This is a genomic window from Coprococcus eutactus (assembly GCF_025149915.1).
GTDB lineage: Bacteria > Bacillota > Clostridia > Lachnospirales > Lachnospiraceae > Coprococcus > Coprococcus eutactus.
Genome location: NZ_CP102278.1, coordinates 155,109 through 171,014, shown reverse-complemented (window position 1 = coordinate 171,014; position 15,906 = coordinate 155,109). Strand labels below are relative to the sequence as shown.

Genomic DNA, 15,906 nt, shown 5'->3' with positions numbered 1-15,906 from the left:
AGATTACTCCTGTGATACAGGTGCCTCAATTCCTTCTACAGCGTTGTCGAGAAGCTTCTGAAGATCTGTTCCGTCTGGATTGCCCTGAGCAAGAATTGAACCAAGTGTCTCAGCTGGGGTCCAGTAGTTACCACCTACACGCTGTGGTGTTGCATATGCTGCCTGAGCTGCAAGAGCTGATATAGCTGGATCAGCCTTAACTTCATCTGACTCTGAAGCGTTGATGTTTGAAGGACCAAGACCTCTCTGCTTAAATCTTGTAACCTGTGTATCCTCTGATGTAAGATACTCTGCAAGAAGCATTGACCAGCCTACATTCTTTGAATGTGGATTTACACCGACAAGCTTGCAGCCTGAGAATGATGCCATCTGAACCTGCTTGCCTGCAACTGTGTATGTAGGAAGCTTAGCTGCTGCGTAGTTCTCGCCCCATGCTGCCTGAGCGTCTGCTGCTCTCCATGTTCCGTTAACTGCTGCACAGATCGTACCCTCAGCGATTGCTGTTGCCTGTGTAGGATCATCCATATCTACAAATACGCCAGTCTTGAAGAGATCAAGGATTGCCTGAGCTACGTCTGTACCGCCTGCCTGATTCCAAGTACAAGTATTTGTAAGTCCGTCATCGTTAAGTGTAAGGTCAAGTCCTGCGCCCTGGAAGAATGAGTATACATACCAAGCATCTGATACGTTCATAGCGATCTTCTTGTTTGCCTTCTTTGCTGCCTCGATCATAGCATCCAGTGACTGAACATCATCCTCTGTGAATACTGATGAATCATAGAACATGAAGTATCCGTTATCTGCTGTCATTGGATATGCATATAATGTTCCATCAACAGAAGCTGCCTCAACAGAAGCTGCTACATTCTCGTTTGCAACATCAAAAGTATATGTAGCCTGTACCGGCTGAAGTGCTCCAGCCTTAACCAGCTCATTGATCTGATCATCAGCAAATGCGAATACATCAGGAGCAGCCTCAACGTCTACCAGGATATCGTCCTTTGCCTTTGACTCTGACTCAGCTCCGAGTGTGATGTTGAAGTCAACGTCTGAATACTTTTTCTTGAATTCTTCAATAACCTGTGTTGTGAGATCCTGATCTTCCTCAGAAGCCCATACTGAAAGATCTACAGTTCCTGTTGTTGCAGCAATTAAGTTCTGAATCGCATCTTCTGATGCTGCAGCCTGTGTTGTGCTGTCACCAGCAGCTGCTGTTGTTCCTTCGTCCTTTGATTCTGCGTTGCCGCATCCTGCAAGGCATCCTGCCATCATCGCAGCAACAAGTGTTAATGATAAAACTTTCTTTCTCATTCTTATGTCCTCCTCTTTAAATAAAATAATAAGAAATTAGTTGCTCTTCTCGTTTTCCGTGCGCAATCGGTTGTTCTTTGTAATTACATATTATCAGTTATGCTTATTGTTGTCAACTGCTAATTTAAATAACTTTACAAATAAAAAAGTATACATTTTGCACAACTCATTTTATTAGAAGCGCTTCCACAGTCATCATATTTTGCGCACCCGATTGCACATAACCCAACATATGGTTGTTTTTACAAATAACACCATACCAATATGTGCATAATACACATTATAAAGCACTGCAGCACAACAATTTGTAGATCATATTATTGCACCTGATCAGATCTGTATATATTATGCAGTCTCTGGCCGGCATGATATAGGTCGATACGTGGTGTATATTGCTACACCGTGTTGCACTTTTGCGCAACTTTTTATATACAAAATATTTATCAGCTCCTTTTACACGCAAAAAGCCTCCGAAGCGGAGATATCCTCTGCCCTGGAGACTTTTTTATTCCAATTATCCGATAAATTATATTTTTTATTTTATATTATTGCGCATTATTTCGTTGACTCCTTGAGACGAAGCTCATAACCCAGATGAGTCTTCTTCTTAACCTCATTTCCTTCTATGTAATCAACCAGCAATTTGCAGGCAACCATGCCCAATTCCCTCGGATCAAATTGCAGCGATGTTATAGCTGGCTGATAATTATTCAGAAGTGAGCTGTTATAAAACGAGGCAACCCTTACATCATCAGGCACCACTATATTCTTCTTATCCAATATATTAAGTACATTTTGACAAATTCCATCATCCATACACAGGATACACTCAACATTCTGCTTCATCACCTCTTCCACTGCATGCTCGCAAAGTACAGAATTATCTATATCAAAGAATACAAGTCCATTGTCAACTGGAATCTCCATATCCTCCATCGCATCAAGATATCCTCTATATCTGTTAAGTGTTACCACATGATTTTTATTTCCACCCATAAGAGCAAGCTTCGTCATGCCTTTAGCAAGCAGAATCGATGTGAGCTCACGGCATGCACTTCTGTGGTCATGATCTATCTGGATCACATTGTCATCTTCCATACTTCCGACCACAACAAACGGAACATTTTTCTCCTTAAGGTATTCCGCCGGAGCATCATTTACAAGAGTTCGTCCAAGAACGATTCCATCCACTTTATGGTTTTCCACGATTCTTTCAAGCTGGCTCATATCATCCGGTGATACCGTACACACAAGCACGTCATAATCTACCGGAGCAGCCATCTCGAGCAGCCCCATAAGACACTTCTGGAAAAATGGCAGATCCACCACGCTGTAATCGCTCGGCATAACCCAGCCGATATTGTACGACTTGGACTGCGCCAGACCTTTAGCTATAACACTAGGTTTGTAATTATGTTTCTCTATGTACTCCATGACCTTTCTTCTAGTCTCAGCTCCAATCCGTCCCTTACCAGAGATTGCTCTGGACACGGTCGTCTTTGATATATTCAGGGCTTCTGCAACATCAGCTATAGTCATTTTGCCCTGTCCTGTGCTGTCCCCTGTTGTCTTTTCTGTTGTCTTTTCCGTTGTCTTACCAGTCTGCTGTTCCGGTCCCCTTTTCTCCATACAATTCTCCTCAATTATCCAATGATATTTATTATTATATTACAAATGTTATAACCATTCCAATGTGCGCAATCGGTTGCACCGCAATTATATCATATCGCTTTTTCAGCTTTAGTCAAGCTATTTTTAACAATCTTTTCAGCACCTATATTTGTCCTTATCATCAGCCCACATGTCCCTCAGTACCTGCTGAAGATAAGGGAAATCCGCCATTGGTACATCACGTCTCAACCGATCTTCTTTTTTGCATACATCATAGAGTCTTATCCCAAGTGATGCCACATCACGTCTGTCTTCAACTGGCATACTCACATACAACATATCAAATTCTACCAGAGCTTTCACGTCACCATCCCAACCCGAAACAAGCCACGCAAGCTCTTTTATCTTGTCGTCACTGAGAGCACATATACTCTCTATAAGTCTCTCCTGATTGCCCATTCCAACATCTCTCTTAAATGTCTGCCAATGGAACAATGCCGCCTCTGAAACGCCCAACGCGTATGCTATGGCAGGTATGTGCCGTGCCGTAGGCATTCTCTCCTCACTCTCCCATTTATAATAGAGCCCTGTTGTTATCTGCAGTTCTTCAGGGAGAACCCTGTTGATCTCAGACACTACATACTTGACCGTGAACTTTGACGACCGGCTGTTGCATCTTATATCTTTCATATTGTTGCCTATAGTGTCTGCGATTTTCTCCACTGTCCCTGCAGCCATGTTTCGTCTGCTATTCTTTCTCATAACCTCACCCCCATCATTCTTCTTCACAATCTCCAACCATTTTCCCAACGAAAATTACATCTTTACTGGTCTTTTGCCAAATTACCCCGTAATTAGACTTTCAGTATAATTTTCTGTTATTAAATATCCTACCACTTATCACGTTAAAGTGCTACCATTTTATTTAGATAAATAAAGTATTTAAAATACAAACAAACAAAGCTATTTTTCAACATTAAGGAGACTATATATGACCGACCCATTATTATGTCCTCGCATCCCATTAAATTTCTGTGTCCCCACCGATTACAGTTCTCTAGGAGGGTCTGTATCGGGTGCCGAGGAAAAACTTGCCATATTGGATGATTACATAATCCGAATAAACACTGCTACACGCTTGAAACCAGCCACCAGAGAGTTCATCAGGCACTTTGATCTGAACCAGGCAATTGATATTATAAATAGTTATTATGCTATTGATAGTTTTTTCAAATGTATGACGCAAAGTTTCTTTATCCCTGACAATACAAAGCACTTTTCTCTACCGGACGCATATTTCCTACTCATCGAACTTAAGTGTTATATAATTGAAAGGCAGGCTGCAATACTAAAGGGCTGCTGCGCTGACAACATCCTTATGATTGAGCAATACAGGAATCACTTTCCCTTCAACCCTCCAACTATACAAAGAATAGAATGGAACCTTAATGATCAGCAATTGACGCATTCGAATTTTTTTGTACCTGAAACTATCCTGTTCACAGATGGCAAAGAATGTTTTACCGTAAATGATGCCATACGTTATGTGAACTATCTTATAAAAAGTACCCAAAGCGCTAGAGAAGGCTACGCAGATCTTGAGATCTGTTCATTCTTTGAAAACTTCAGAAATCTTCTGTTTAACAACCAGAACGATGTCATTCAGCCCGATATCATAGAGAGGGCCTGCAAATACGTGTACGATATATCACCGGAATCCCAGACATCATTTTCCATTTCAAAACACCCCTGCGGATATGCATCATTCGTGGAACTCCTTGCCTGTACATACAAAAATAACCTATCTCCGAAGCGATAGGTTATTAAGAAGGGGGGAGTGGAGGATTCCTATATTTTGGGGTTTGGGGTTATGGGGTTACATTACATCGTATAAAGGGATTTCTACGAATTTCGTGCTAAGGGAACCCTCCGTATATCAAAATATATGTGATTGTCAAATTTATATAACCGGAAGATCTCTGATCGTTTTACCTCGTCTTTCTTATCTCCCTGTCATGCCCATATACTATCAAAACACTTCCAAGTTGTAAATACGCAAAATTTTATAAAACGGAAGTTTTTTTTTGTAATAAATTATCAACAGCTGAGCATTTCAATAGTTTTTTTGCTGTTTTTGATTGTCAAATGATTGTTTTTTCCGCAAATGATTATTCTATTGTTCATTTTGTTCATTGCGCCGTCATTTTATATTGCAAATATAGTTAAAAAATATCAACCCACGTACTATAATATAGTTGCAAATATTTATTTTACAGGAGAATCTACTATCATGAATGAAAACGAAGTTTTGAGGGGAAGGTTAAGCGATCTTGCAAACGCAGCATATACGCAGAACAGATATACATACACGAATTTTTTAAGTGCCGCAGATATTGACGTTTTCTACAGCAATATGGACGAGCTTTCATTTGTCGGCTACAAACTGTTCGGTGGCAGGGAAGGATGCGAGCGTGTCATGATAGCATTCGGAAACGAATCAGACTGTGGCTATGAACCGACATTTCCGATCGCTATAGTCAAAGCTGCCGCCGTTCAGGACAAGTTCTCTGAAGATCTGAACCACCGTGATTTTCTTGGTGCCCTTATGAACCTGGGCATTGAACGAGAGATGATTGGCGACATACTCGTCGCGGAATCTTCAAAGACTGGCAAGCACAGCGCCGCGTATATATTCTGTGCAGAGTCCATCGCCGATTATATCGTAGAAAGTCTCACACGGATCCGCCACACCAACATGAGATGTTCCATTTGTTCACCGGAAGACACCGGGGAGATCCAGCTCCAGAAGAAACCCATGCATATTATCGCCGCATCCGCAAGAGCCGATGCAGTCACCGCCACCATCACCGGTCTCTCAAGAAGCAACACCTCACTGTTGTTCAGAGAAAAGAAGTTTACCCTGAACAATAGGCTATATGAAAACAGCAGCTACCAGCTAAAATCAGGAGACATATTCTCCATTCGCGGGTATGGTAAGTACGAATTTGTAGAATCTGGAACGGTTACCAGAAAGGGACGTCTCAACATAGAATTGTTGAAATATGTCTGATAGACGCCATTTCCGTCTCTGCTATGTTATCCATTACTTCCGGACGCCATTTGTCATTGATACCGATGCGGGTGCCATCGAGCAGTGTGATCTGTCTCGAGCTGTATCCCCTCACATATTCAATATTTACAATATAAGAACTGTGCACCCTGACAAATCCAGTGTACAGCTTCTTTATCCGTTCGGACAGATCCCTCATATTTCCATAGAAGCTATAATCTCCATACAAACCTTTTATATTTACTTTTCTCTTATCACTCTCAAAATACATTATCTCGTGAACGTTCAGTCTGTATTTCACCCATCCAGTACTGAACACAAAGCACGGACTTTTTTCAATCCCACCGACAGCCGACATAAACACCCTCATAAAGTCCGTTTCACTCATCGGTTCATACACCTGATAGCACGGCTGCACTTCATACATTTTCCGGCTCATCCCCAGTGCTACCATCATGAGGTTTATCTCCCGGTATTTTCTTCTAAGCAGTCCGGCAATCTCCCAGCTTCTGTGTACTATGACCAGATCGAACATCCCCGATGTCTCCATGTCCCACTCAAGCATATCCACAGACTCAAAGTATGTTGTCTGATTTTTCATTCCAAATTTTGTCTCGGCATTGTTTATATATCCCATGATCACTTCCATACAATAAGAATTTCCACTATACACAGCTATCTTTGCCATTCCGCACTCCCCTCTACATTCCACTGCTTATAGAATCGTACACAGAGAGCATGACATCCACCGCATTATCTACATCAAACTCAATATCCACATCCTCCGAACCAGTCTCCGGCACATCCATATCCCACAAAAAATAATCACACGTACATTTCAAAGCCCTGGACAATTGCACAAGTCTTTTCAGGCTTGGAAGACTCTTTCCGCTTTCCAGACGGCTTATATACTTTCCGTCAGTACACATCAGCCTTCCAAGCTCCTCCTGCGTGAGATTCATCGATTTGCGCGCATACTTAATACGCTGCCCTATAATCATACTATTCACTTTTTCCTCCCTATTCATAACATAAGCCCTTTATTTTTTATTCCCCTGAACATAAGCATACTTTACAACAAATATAAGCAACAAAAAACCGCATCCCATGCCGAATATCGGCATGGGATGCGGTTTTTAGTAAATATTTTTACTAGTTTTTCTAAATTGTTTTATATACATAATATCTCAAGTGCTAAATATTACTTGGTAATCCCAAGCTTTATCGCCTCGTCAGCTACAGCCTTGGCTACGACCTTTGCAACCCTCTCGTCAAATGCTCCAGGAATGATGTAATCCTCCTTGAGCTCATCATCTGTTACAATGGATGCGATAGCCTTGGCTGCTGCCATCTTCATCTCTTCAGTTATGCCTGTTGCCTTGGCATCCAGGGCACCTCTGAATATTCCCGGAAATACTAGAACATTGTTGATCTGATTTGGATAATCCGAACGGCCTGTCGCCATTACTCTTACTCCGCCCTTTGCCGCTTCCTCAGGCATGATCTCAGGTGTAGGGTTTGCCATGGCAAATACTATAGGATCAACCGCCATAGATGCAACCATCTCTGCTGTCACGATATTTGGAGCTGAAACTCCGACAAATACATCCTTACCCTTCATTATCTCGGCAAGGGGACCTGTCTGTCTGTCCTTGTTTGTAATCTCTGCCATCTCTGCCTGTGCCGGATTCATCCAGTCCTGTCCAGGGCACAGAGCCCCCTGCTTGTCCACGAGGACCACATTACCTATACCGAGCTGAAGCAGAAGCTTACATATTGATATGCCTGCTGAACCTGCTCCGTTGATAACTACTTCTGCCTCGCCAAACGGCTTACCGACAAGCTTTAACGCATTGATGAGTCCTGCTGACACAACGATAGCTGTACCATGCTGATCGTCATGGAATACAGGAATGTCAAGTTCTTCCTTAAGTCTTTTCTCTATCTCGAAGCATCTTGGAGCAGATATATCCTCCAGATTTATACCTCCAAATACAGGCGCAATGCGCTTTACTGTCTCAACGATCTCATCCACATCCTTTGTATCAAGGCAGATAGGGAATGCGTCAACTCCACCAAACTCCTTGAAGAGTATGGATTTTCCTTCCATTACAGGTATAGCGGCCTCAGGTCCTATATCTCCAAGGCCGAGAACTGCTGTTCCATCTGATACCACGGCAACCATGTTGCCCTTGCATGTATATTTGTATACGTCAGCCTTATTGTCACGGATCTTTCTGCAAGGCTCTGCAACGCCCGGTGTATACGCTGTGCTCAGATCATCTCTGTTCTTCACTGCTACCTTGGACACTACCTCTACCTTACCCTTGTGCTCCTCATGCATCTTAAGACTTAAACTATTGTAATCCATGTCTATTCCTTTCTGCGCACCCGCGCATCCTGTATTTTATCCACTGCATATAAACCAGCTTATTCCATAATAACCTTGACTCATATTTTAGTCAACGATATGTGCCAGCATATGTACCCTGTTGAACGGGAACGAAAAATAATACCCATCCGCAAAGTCCGCCGTGTAATCAAGTATCTCTCTGGCAATTTGTATACCGCAGTCCTCTCCCTCCTGTCTTGTGGCATTTTCACCGTATCTCTCTATGATCTCATCTGGGATCTCTATGCCGGTCATCTCGTTTTTCATGAACAATGCATTTCTCCTGCTGACAAGCGGCATGATTCCCACAAGTATTGTTGCGCCTGTCTCAGCCTTCATGTCTCTGAGTATCTGTGCCTGCTCTCTGGAGAACACAGGCTGTGACAAAAAGAATTCAGCCCCGGCTTCCAGCTTTCTCTTTATTCGATCAATCTCAAACTTCGTGTTAATTCTGTTCTGATTTATCGCCCCGCCATAGGTGATCTTATCTCCGATGAATACCTCTTCATTCATAGTCTGAAGCAGCTTCATCATTCCAACCGAATCAAAGTTAAACACGCTTCTGGTCGTCTGCCTGAACATGACTGGAACAGGATCTCCTGTTATGACAAGAAAATCCTTTATGCCGTTAAGTTGTGCGCCGAGCACACTTCCACGTATTGCTATGGCATTCTTATCACGGCAGCACAGGTGAGGCATAACTCTAAGCCCTGTCTCCTTATGCACCTTCTCCGCCATGAGTATAGAATCTGCTCTGGTTCTTCCTGATGGCGAATCAGGGAATGTCACAACATCCACATGTGACTGTTTAAGTATATGCGCAGCGTCCAGCAGCTTCTGATCATTGACGTCCACCGGAGGCGCAAGCTCCACTGCTATAAGCTTATGCCCACCGGCATTTTTTACAGCTGCCTTACCGCTCTTCAGACGACCTTTAAGGAAATTGTCCTTAGGTGCATTATCAAACTGCTGTTTTTCTACATGAACCTTTGCAGCCTTAACGATATCTCCTTTTTTTACACTCTCCTTGATCTGACGTATGTACTCAGGATTTGTTCCGCAGCACCCTCCTATGATATCTGCACCTAATGCCGCTATATCCTGTATCTTGTCAATGAACCCCTCTTTGTTGTCATTGAATACAAGTCTGCTCTGTGTAAACTTCGGATATCCCGCATTCGGCATTATGGATACAGGCTTTCCACAGTCTATATCCAGTTTTTTCAGGAGCTGAAGCATGTGATACGGACCAACTCCACAGTTGAGCCCAACACAGTCCACATCACTATTCGCTGCCGCCTGTGAAAGCAATGCCCTTGCTGAAAATCCGCAGTTGCTATATCCAAACTGGTTCACGCAAAACGACACCATGACTGGTGTATCCTTTCTTGCCTTCAGTTGCTTCACCACAGGCTCAAGCACATTGAACTCAGGAAATGTCTCAAACCAGATGATATCCACCCCCATGTCCTGCATTGCCTCACCGAGCAGCTTGTACTGTGACACTCTCTCATTCAGCGTGAGACCGGCATCCGCAGGTATCGGACCTATATCTCCGGCAACGTATGCCTTTTTTCGATCTATTCCAGGTGCACCAGTTTCCGCCACAGCCTGCTTCGCAAGTTTTACCGCCGCACGCACATTTGAAATCACATAATCCATATCTGCATCAAGACTCGCTGTATTTGCCGCAAATGTGTTGGTCCTTATAATTCCGGCTCCCGCCTTCACGTACTCTTTATGTATCTCAAGTACCCGCTCCGGGTGGCGCATGTTTGCAAGTTCAGGCGCAACAGTTCCTCTCTCCCCATACATCCCCGCATAACAGGTTCCAAACGCTCCGTCCGCAACAAGCAATTTATCCCTTAAGCTTTCAAGTATATTCATCTAACATCTCCGTCCTTATTCCATCAGGGACGCTTCTTTTGTAACGAGGAGCGTCCCTCTGTCCTATATTTTCATTACACGGGGACACTCCTCGTTACAAAAGAAGCGTCCCTAGTTAAGGAGTGTATATTGCTCCAGATTCCACACATCTGTCACAAGACCGTCATAGAATTCCGGTTCATGACATACCAGCAGTATGGAACCCTTGTACTCTAAGAGCGCCCGCTTGAGCTCATCCTTGGCGTCAACGTCAAGATGGTTTGTCGGCTCGTCAAGCAGAAGGACATTTGTCTCCGAATTAATCAGCTTACAAAGTCTGACTTTCGCCTGCTCGCCACCCGAAAGGACCTTCACCTTGCTCTCAATATGTTTGGTAGTAAGACCACATTTTGCAAGAGCCGCACGTACCTCATACTGTGTATATCCAGGGAACTCTTCCCATATCTCCTGCAGGCAGGTATTTTCTCCCGGCTTGACCTCCTGTTCAAAGTATCCTATATGCAGATAATCGCCAAGCTGCGCCTTGCCTGATATCGCCGGGATAAGTCCCAAAACACTTTTCAGGAACGTGGTCTTTCCTATACCATTTGTTCCCGTGATGGCAATCTTATCACCGCGCTCCATGCGAAGATTCATCGGTTTTGAAAGCGGCCTATCTTTGCTGTAACCTATCACCAGATCATCAGTCTCAAATATCACCTTTCCGGCAGTTCTAGCCTCCTTGAAGTTGAACTCAGGCTTTGGTTTCTCTCGCTCAAGCTGGATGACATCCATCTTGTCAAGCTTCTTCTGTCTGGACATAGCCATATTTCTCGTGGCAACCCTTGCCTTATTTCTCGCAACAAAATCCTTCAGCTCAGATATCTCCTGCTGCTGTTTTCTGTACGCAGCCTCAAGCTGGGATTTCTTCACGGCATATACCTCCTGGAACTTGTCATAGTCGCCTACATACCTGTTAAGCTGACCGTTTTCCATGTGATATATAATATTTACAACTGAATTCAAGAACGGTATGTCATGAGATATGAGTATAAATGCATTCTCATACTCCTGAAGATATCTCTTAAGCCACTCTATATGGTGGGCATCCAGATAGTTTGTCGGCTCGTCAAGCAGAAGTATCTCTGGCTTCTCAAGCAGCAGTTTAGCCAACAGGACTTTGGTCCTCTGTCCGCCAGACAACTCAGTCACATCCTTGTCAAGTCCCAGCTGCATAAGATCAAATGCCCTGGCAACCTCCTCAACCTTGGAATCTATTATATAGAAATCATGGCTGTCCAGAAGATCCTGCAGAAGTCCCATCTCCTCAAGCAACGCATTCATCTCCTCATCATCCGCCACATCTGCAAGCTTGTCACAGATCTCATTTATCCTTTTTTCCATGTCAAACAATCTGGAAAATGCGTCTCTCAGCACTCCTCCTATAGTCATGCCCGGCTCAAGAACCGTGTGCTGGTCCAGATAGCCAACCTTGACATTCTTCGCCCACGTCACCGTGCCCTCATCGGGCATCAGCTTTCCAGTCACTATGTTCATAAATGTCGACTTGCCCTCACCATTCGCACCGACAAGTCCTATGTGCTCGCCCGCAAGCAGCCTGAATGACACATTCTCAAATATTGCTCTGTCGCCAAATCCATGGCTGAGATTACTTACATCTAATATCATAAACTCTCCTTGTCTGACGGACGGCACTTCATCCGCGCGGGCGAGTTTGTATCCGGGGGGTATGCCAAATCACTCCTATGCGGATGAAGTACCTGTCTTTGTAGTAATTTTACTTAAATTCCATTTAATTTCTGTTGTTCACTTATAACATGGATTACATATATCAGGCAACTTTTATTTTATCCTATAGCTATATATCTGATACTTTTAAATATGTATTTATACATCCATAAAATACATACACTTCTAGTCCACCGGCTTTAAGTACATTACGGATAATGCCGGAAGGTCGAAGCCGAAGTCGCCGCACACACCTTTGATGCTCTTCATGGTGTCTTTTGTGCTGCCGCCGTATTTGTTCCAGTCGGTGTTCATAAGGATCTTCATGGAGCCTCCCTCGCCGTATCTGAAATGATAATCCCTGTATGTATTTCCTGATAGGTTCATGACTACTACTATCTTATTTTCCTCAATAACTCTCTGAAATATATATACAACATCCTGCTCTTTGCCACAGAGTATCCAATCAAATCCGTGTGGATCATCATCCCACCCTGACAGCGCAGGTTCTTTCAGATAGAGCTTATTCAAATCTTTTATAAATCTGTTAAATGAATCGTGATTCGGATATTTCAGTATATCCCAGTCCTGTTCTCTCTTCTCGTCCCACTCTCTGAGTTGGGCTATCTCATTGCCCATAAAGTTCAGTTTCTTGCCCGGATGTGCATACATGTATGCGTAGAGCGCCTTTGCATTCGGGAATTTCTCCTCATATGAGCCTGCCATCTTCTGGGCTATAGTTGCCTTTCCATGAACAACCTCATCATGGGAGAGGGGCAACATGTACCTCTCATTATAAAAATACATCATTGAAAATGACAGTTTGTGGTACTGGTCGCCTCTGCAAAACGGAAGCGTCCTGAAGAAATTCAGCGTGTCATTCATCCATCCCATATCCCATTTATAGTCAAATCCAAGTCCGTCATACCTGACTTCCTTTGTGGTTCCCTTGTAGTCCGTGGAATCCTCGGCACAGAGTATACATGAAGGATGTCTCTCCTTCAGCCCCTGGTTGAGTCCCTTTATAAACTCTACCGCCCTGTCATTTACACCTCTGGCTTCATCGCCCATCCAGTAGATTATTCTGCTGATTGCATCCATTCTGAGACCGTCAAAGTGATACTCAGTGAGCCAGTAGTTTGCCGCACTCTTTAAAAATGTCTGCACCTCACCCTTGGAGTGGATGAAGTTCTTGCTACCCCACTCGCTGTATCCCACATCATCCGATGGATGCTCGTACAGATTTGTTCCGTCATATTTCGCCAGTCCATATCCGTCCAGCGCAAAATGCACAGGAACATAATCCATTATCGCACCTATGCCATTTTTATGCAGGGTATCGATCAGGAATTTCAGATCATCCGCGGTTCCATATCTAGCCGTCGGACTGAAAAATCCAGTATTCTGGTAGCCCCAGGACTCATCACACGGATGCTCCGAAAGAGGCATGAACTCCACATAGTTGTATCCCTGCTCCTTCAGATATTCCACCAACATAGGAGCAATCTCCCTGTATGTATACCAACCCTCAGATACCCTATCTGCATCAATGACCTCCTCTGGAGTAAGCCGCTTTCCATTTTCATCATACACAGGTTTACAGTGCCACGATCCCATGTGCATCTCATACACATTGAGTGGTCCTCCCTTGCACTCATTTCTCGTTCTCATCCATCTGGCATCGCCAAAAGTATACTCTTCCATGTCTCTTATTATAGAAGCAAATGCAGGTCTCAGTTCCATGCCAAAGCCATACGGATCACAGTGATCAACGCAATAGCCATCCCTCTGGTAGATCTTATATTTGTACATCTGACCGGTCTTTGCCCCCGGAATAAAACATTTGAAGAAGCTGCCGTCGTAGCATCTCTCCATGGTGGTCTCGCCCCACGAATTAAACTCTCCTGTAACCGTTACCGCCTCCGCATTCGGTGCATACGTCACAAAGTCCACACCCGTCACCATTTTTCTTCTGCTCTTGCCCACATTCTCCTTCACAACATGAGCTCCCAGCTCATTGTAAGCATCAAAACATTTTCCTGAATAAAACTCATACAAATCCATAACTTTCCCTCCATATACAAGATACAAGTTTGCATATTCAAGCTACATAAGCTAAGCCCACACAGTCATTTCTTGACTATAGTAAATTATATATAGTATACTGCTATACAGGTTTCTAATGAATATACGCTTTTTAGACAAACGTCAAATAATTGACCATATATGCATTTTAGTGTATTCTATATATATAAATGTATACAAAATATCAGCCGACATCAATGCAACCATACGGCAGAGACCAGAAAGGAGCTTTTATGGACAGAAGAATTCAGAGAACCCGCAACAGCTTATTCAGTGCATTTATAGAATTGCGTGCAGTAAAACCTGTTGAAAAGATAACGGTAAAGGAACTCACCGAGAAAGCCAACATCAGCAAGCAGACCTTCTATCTCCATTTTCAGGATATATATGACCTGTCTGAGTATCTTGAAAACGATGCTCTGCAATCTCTCATCGGCGATATTCCAAACCCTGAATATATGCTCACCAACCCGGCCGAAGCAAGCCGTCAGTTGTGCAATGCATTTATAAATCAAGGGCATCTCTTTTCCATACTGTTTCCAGATGACAGCAGAAGTTACGGCATTCTCACGAACAAGCTGGATGCACTCATAAAAGAAAAGATCTATGATGAACGTCCTGAATTTCGCGACGACCTGTCCAAGAATGTCGAAGTATCAATGTTCGTACAGGGCTGCGCTTACACGCTTCTGAAGTACAAAGATCAGGATGTTGCCAAAGTTATCGATACCCTTGCTGGAATAATCGAGCGCGCTGTGCGTGAATAGCATTATTCAACTATCTCGCACGCGACGTGCTCATAGTCTACCCTCTTACCGTTATTGATCACGAGGTGATATCTTCTATCCATATCTTCGTCAGATCTTTCGCCCTCAGATGTACTGGATTCAGATACATATGCCTCCAGCACCACATATACCTTATCGCCCATCCCTGCAAATGTCTCATAAGGATATTCTGCAAGAAGTTTCCCTTTTCTCACGCGTTCCCCTTCATTGCACATCAGCCTTATATTTACCGGCTGGCATACGTTATTCCAGTCGCGCTGCCCATCAGCGATCAGATGTATCCCAACGACATACCCTTCCTTGGACACGCATTCTATCTGCCCTGCTCTGGCTTTACTATATCCAGCCTTGCAGTCAAACGGCGCTCTGATCTCTCCCCGTGTGGCTCGAATCGCACACACGCCGATACTCCCGTCTCCCACGTCCTGTAAGCAATGAATATCAGATACGCACACAATATCACCTTCAACAGGCACATACACTTTCTTAAGCACTCTTTCATAATCCGCATCCTCCTTCTCTGATTCCATATATTTGTTACTCTCAATGCATCTCTTGAGTTCCCTGCAAATGTTCTCCACCTGATTTTCATAAAACACCTGAACCTGTCTCCCCTTTGCCAGAACCCCAAGCGCACCGGACGACTTGAGCCTCATACGGTTCACCAGTGTTCCATCATTAACAGTAACCCTGAGTCTTGTATCACTGCATGCCAGATTATATATATTGTCCATTCCCCCGAGGGCATCTATGATAACTGCCAGGTTTCCCATTTCATTCACATTTCGGTCACCCGCATTCCTATCGCTATTGTCTGTCTCCCCATCCTCGCAAGAGGCTTCGTCATCATTTTCACGCCTTTTCCTAATACATGCAGCAACGAGTATCACCGCAGCTGTCACCAACAGCAATACTGTTGCGTACAACCAGAATGAGTCTCCTATCTGTCGGATTTCCTGTAAATTAAAAAGGACATCCATATACGCATTCCAATTCTCCATAAGAATTCCTCCTGCACATATAATGTCCTTTTT

Annotated in this window: 13 protein-coding genes; 3 read left to right on the top strand and 10 right to left on the bottom strand. The window is 43.7% G+C overall.

Annotated elements, in window-relative coordinates:
• Positions 1–3: 3 nt before the first annotated feature.
• The 3 genes from NQ536_RS00710 to NQ536_RS00700 form a co-directional block, all read right to left on the bottom strand.
• A complete protein-coding gene (locus NQ536_RS00710; protein WP_004852205.1) occupies positions 4–1,311 on the bottom strand; it encodes an extracellular solute-binding protein in 1,308 nt (435 codons plus the stop codon).
• Positions 1,312–1,866: 555 nt separating this feature from the next.
• Complete coding sequence (locus NQ536_RS00705; protein ID WP_004852209.1) at positions 1,867–2,940, bottom strand: LacI family DNA-binding transcriptional regulator; 1,074 nt, start codon at positions 2,938–2,940, stop codon at positions 1,867–1,869.
• Between the two features lie 138 nt (positions 2,941–3,078).
• Positions 3,079–3,684: a helix-turn-helix domain-containing protein gene (locus NQ536_RS00700; RefSeq protein ID WP_022059662.1), complete on the bottom strand. Its 606-nt coding sequence runs from the start codon at positions 3,682–3,684 to the stop codon at positions 3,079–3,081.
• Between the two features lie 229 nt (positions 3,685–3,913).
• Here NQ536_RS00700 and NQ536_RS00695 point away from each other — a divergent pair, with 229 nt between their 5' ends.
• Together NQ536_RS00695 and NQ536_RS00690 are read left to right on the top strand one after the other, a co-directional pair.
• Positions 3,914–4,741 carry a hypothetical protein gene (locus NQ536_RS00695; protein ID WP_004852213.1) on the top strand — a complete coding sequence of 276 codons (828 nt, stop codon included), beginning with the start codon at positions 3,914–3,916 and terminating at the stop codon, positions 4,739–4,741.
• A 471-nt stretch (positions 4,742–5,212) separates the two neighbouring features.
• Positions 5,213–5,992 carry a YlmH/Sll1252 family protein gene (locus NQ536_RS00690; protein ID WP_044998141.1) on the top strand — a complete coding sequence of 260 codons (780 nt, stop codon included), beginning with the start codon at positions 5,213–5,215 and terminating at the stop codon, positions 5,990–5,992.
• Here the strand turns inward: NQ536_RS00690 and NQ536_RS00685 are convergent.
• The 6 genes from NQ536_RS00685 to glgB form a co-directional block, all read right to left on the bottom strand.
• The gene (locus NQ536_RS00685; RefSeq protein WP_004852218.1) at positions 5,964–6,680 is read right to left on the bottom strand and encodes a LytR/AlgR family response regulator transcription factor; all 717 of its coding nucleotides are present in this window, start codon (positions 6,678–6,680) and stop codon (positions 5,964–5,966) included. The genes NQ536_RS00690 and NQ536_RS00685 overlap by 29 nt on opposite strands.
• A gap of 13 nt (positions 6,681–6,693) precedes the next feature.
• Complete coding sequence (locus NQ536_RS00680) at positions 6,694–6,993, bottom strand: helix-turn-helix domain-containing protein (protein ID WP_044998143.1); 300 nt, start codon at positions 6,991–6,993, stop codon at positions 6,694–6,696.
• A gap of 200 nt (positions 6,994–7,193) precedes the next feature.
• A complete protein-coding gene (locus NQ536_RS00675) occupies positions 7,194–8,363 on the bottom strand; it encodes an NAD(P)-dependent malic enzyme (protein WP_004852221.1) in 1,170 nt (389 codons plus the stop codon).
• Between the two features lie 87 nt (positions 8,364–8,450).
• Complete coding sequence (locus NQ536_RS00670) at positions 8,451–10,271, bottom strand: bifunctional homocysteine S-methyltransferase/methylenetetrahydrofolate reductase (protein WP_004852224.1); 1,821 nt, start codon at positions 10,269–10,271, stop codon at positions 8,451–8,453.
• Between the two features lie 111 nt (positions 10,272–10,382).
• Positions 10,383–11,939 carry an ABC-F family ATP-binding cassette domain-containing protein gene (locus NQ536_RS00665; RefSeq protein ID WP_004852227.1) on the bottom strand — a complete coding sequence of 519 codons (1,557 nt, stop codon included), beginning with the start codon at positions 11,937–11,939 and terminating at the stop codon, positions 10,383–10,385.
• Between the two features lie 246 nt (positions 11,940–12,185).
• Positions 12,186–14,063, bottom strand: coding sequence for a 1,4-alpha-glucan branching protein GlgB (glgB, locus tag NQ536_RS00660; RefSeq protein ID WP_004852230.1), 1,878 nt, complete (start codon positions 14,061–14,063; stop codon positions 12,186–12,188).
• A 254-nt stretch (positions 14,064–14,317) separates the two neighbouring features.
• Here glgB and NQ536_RS00655 point away from each other — a divergent pair, with 254 nt between their 5' ends.
• Positions 14,318–14,851 (top strand): TetR/AcrR family transcriptional regulator, encoded by a 534-nt coding sequence (locus NQ536_RS00655; RefSeq protein ID WP_022059668.1) that lies wholly within the window; start codon positions 14,318–14,320, stop codon positions 14,849–14,851.
• Between the two features lie 2 nt (positions 14,852–14,853).
• On the opposite strand, the gene NQ536_RS00650 is transcribed toward NQ536_RS00655, so the two are convergent.
• A complete protein-coding gene (locus NQ536_RS00650; protein ID WP_004852233.1) occupies positions 14,854–15,873 on the bottom strand; it encodes a PTS transporter subunit EIIB in 1,020 nt (339 codons plus the stop codon).
• Between the last annotated feature and the right edge of the window lie 33 nt (positions 15,874–15,906).

Bases quoted from the DNA above. Each gene is read 5' to 3' on its own strand.
- NQ536_RS00710 (WP_004852205.1), bottom strand. From the start codon at position 1,311: ATGAGAAAGAAAGTTTTATCATTAACACTTGTTGCTGCGATGATGGCA.
- NQ536_RS00705 (WP_004852209.1), bottom strand. From the start codon at position 2,940: ATGGAGAAAAGGGGACCGGAACAGCAGACTGGTAAGACAACGGAAAAG.
- NQ536_RS00700 (WP_022059662.1), bottom strand. From the start codon at position 3,684: ATGAGAAAGAATAGCAGACGAAACATGGCTGCAGGGACAGTGGAGAAA.
- NQ536_RS00695 (WP_004852213.1), top strand. From the start codon at position 3,914: ATGACCGACCCATTATTATGTCCTCGCATCCCATTAAATTTCTGTGTC.
- NQ536_RS00690 (WP_044998141.1), top strand. From the start codon at position 5,213: ATGAATGAAAACGAAGTTTTGAGGGGAAGGTTAAGCGATCTTGCAAAC.
- NQ536_RS00685 (WP_004852218.1), bottom strand. From the start codon at position 6,680: ATGGCAAAGATAGCTGTGTATAGTGGAAATTCTTATTGTATGGAAGTG.
- NQ536_RS00680 (WP_044998143.1), bottom strand. From the start codon at position 6,993: ATGATTATAGGGCAGCGTATTAAGTATGCGCGCAAATCGATGAATCTC.
- NQ536_RS00675 (WP_004852221.1), bottom strand. From the start codon at position 8,363: ATGGATTACAATAGTTTAAGTCTTAAGATGCATGAGGAGCACAAGGGT.
- NQ536_RS00670 (WP_004852224.1), bottom strand. From the start codon at position 10,271: ATGAATATACTTGAAAGCTTAAGGGATAAATTGCTTGTTGCGGACGGA.
- NQ536_RS00665 (WP_004852227.1), bottom strand. From the start codon at position 11,939: ATGATATTAGATGTAAGTAATCTCAGCCATGGATTTGGCGACAGAGCA.
- glgB (WP_004852230.1), bottom strand. From the start codon at position 14,063: ATGGATTTGTATGAGTTTTATTCAGGAAAATGTTTTGATGCTTACAAT.
- NQ536_RS00655 (WP_022059668.1), top strand. From the start codon at position 14,318: ATGGACAGAAGAATTCAGAGAACCCGCAACAGCTTATTCAGTGCATTT.
- NQ536_RS00650 (WP_004852233.1), bottom strand. From the start codon at position 15,873: ATGGAGAATTGGAATGCGTATATGGATGTCCTTTTTAATTTACAGGAA.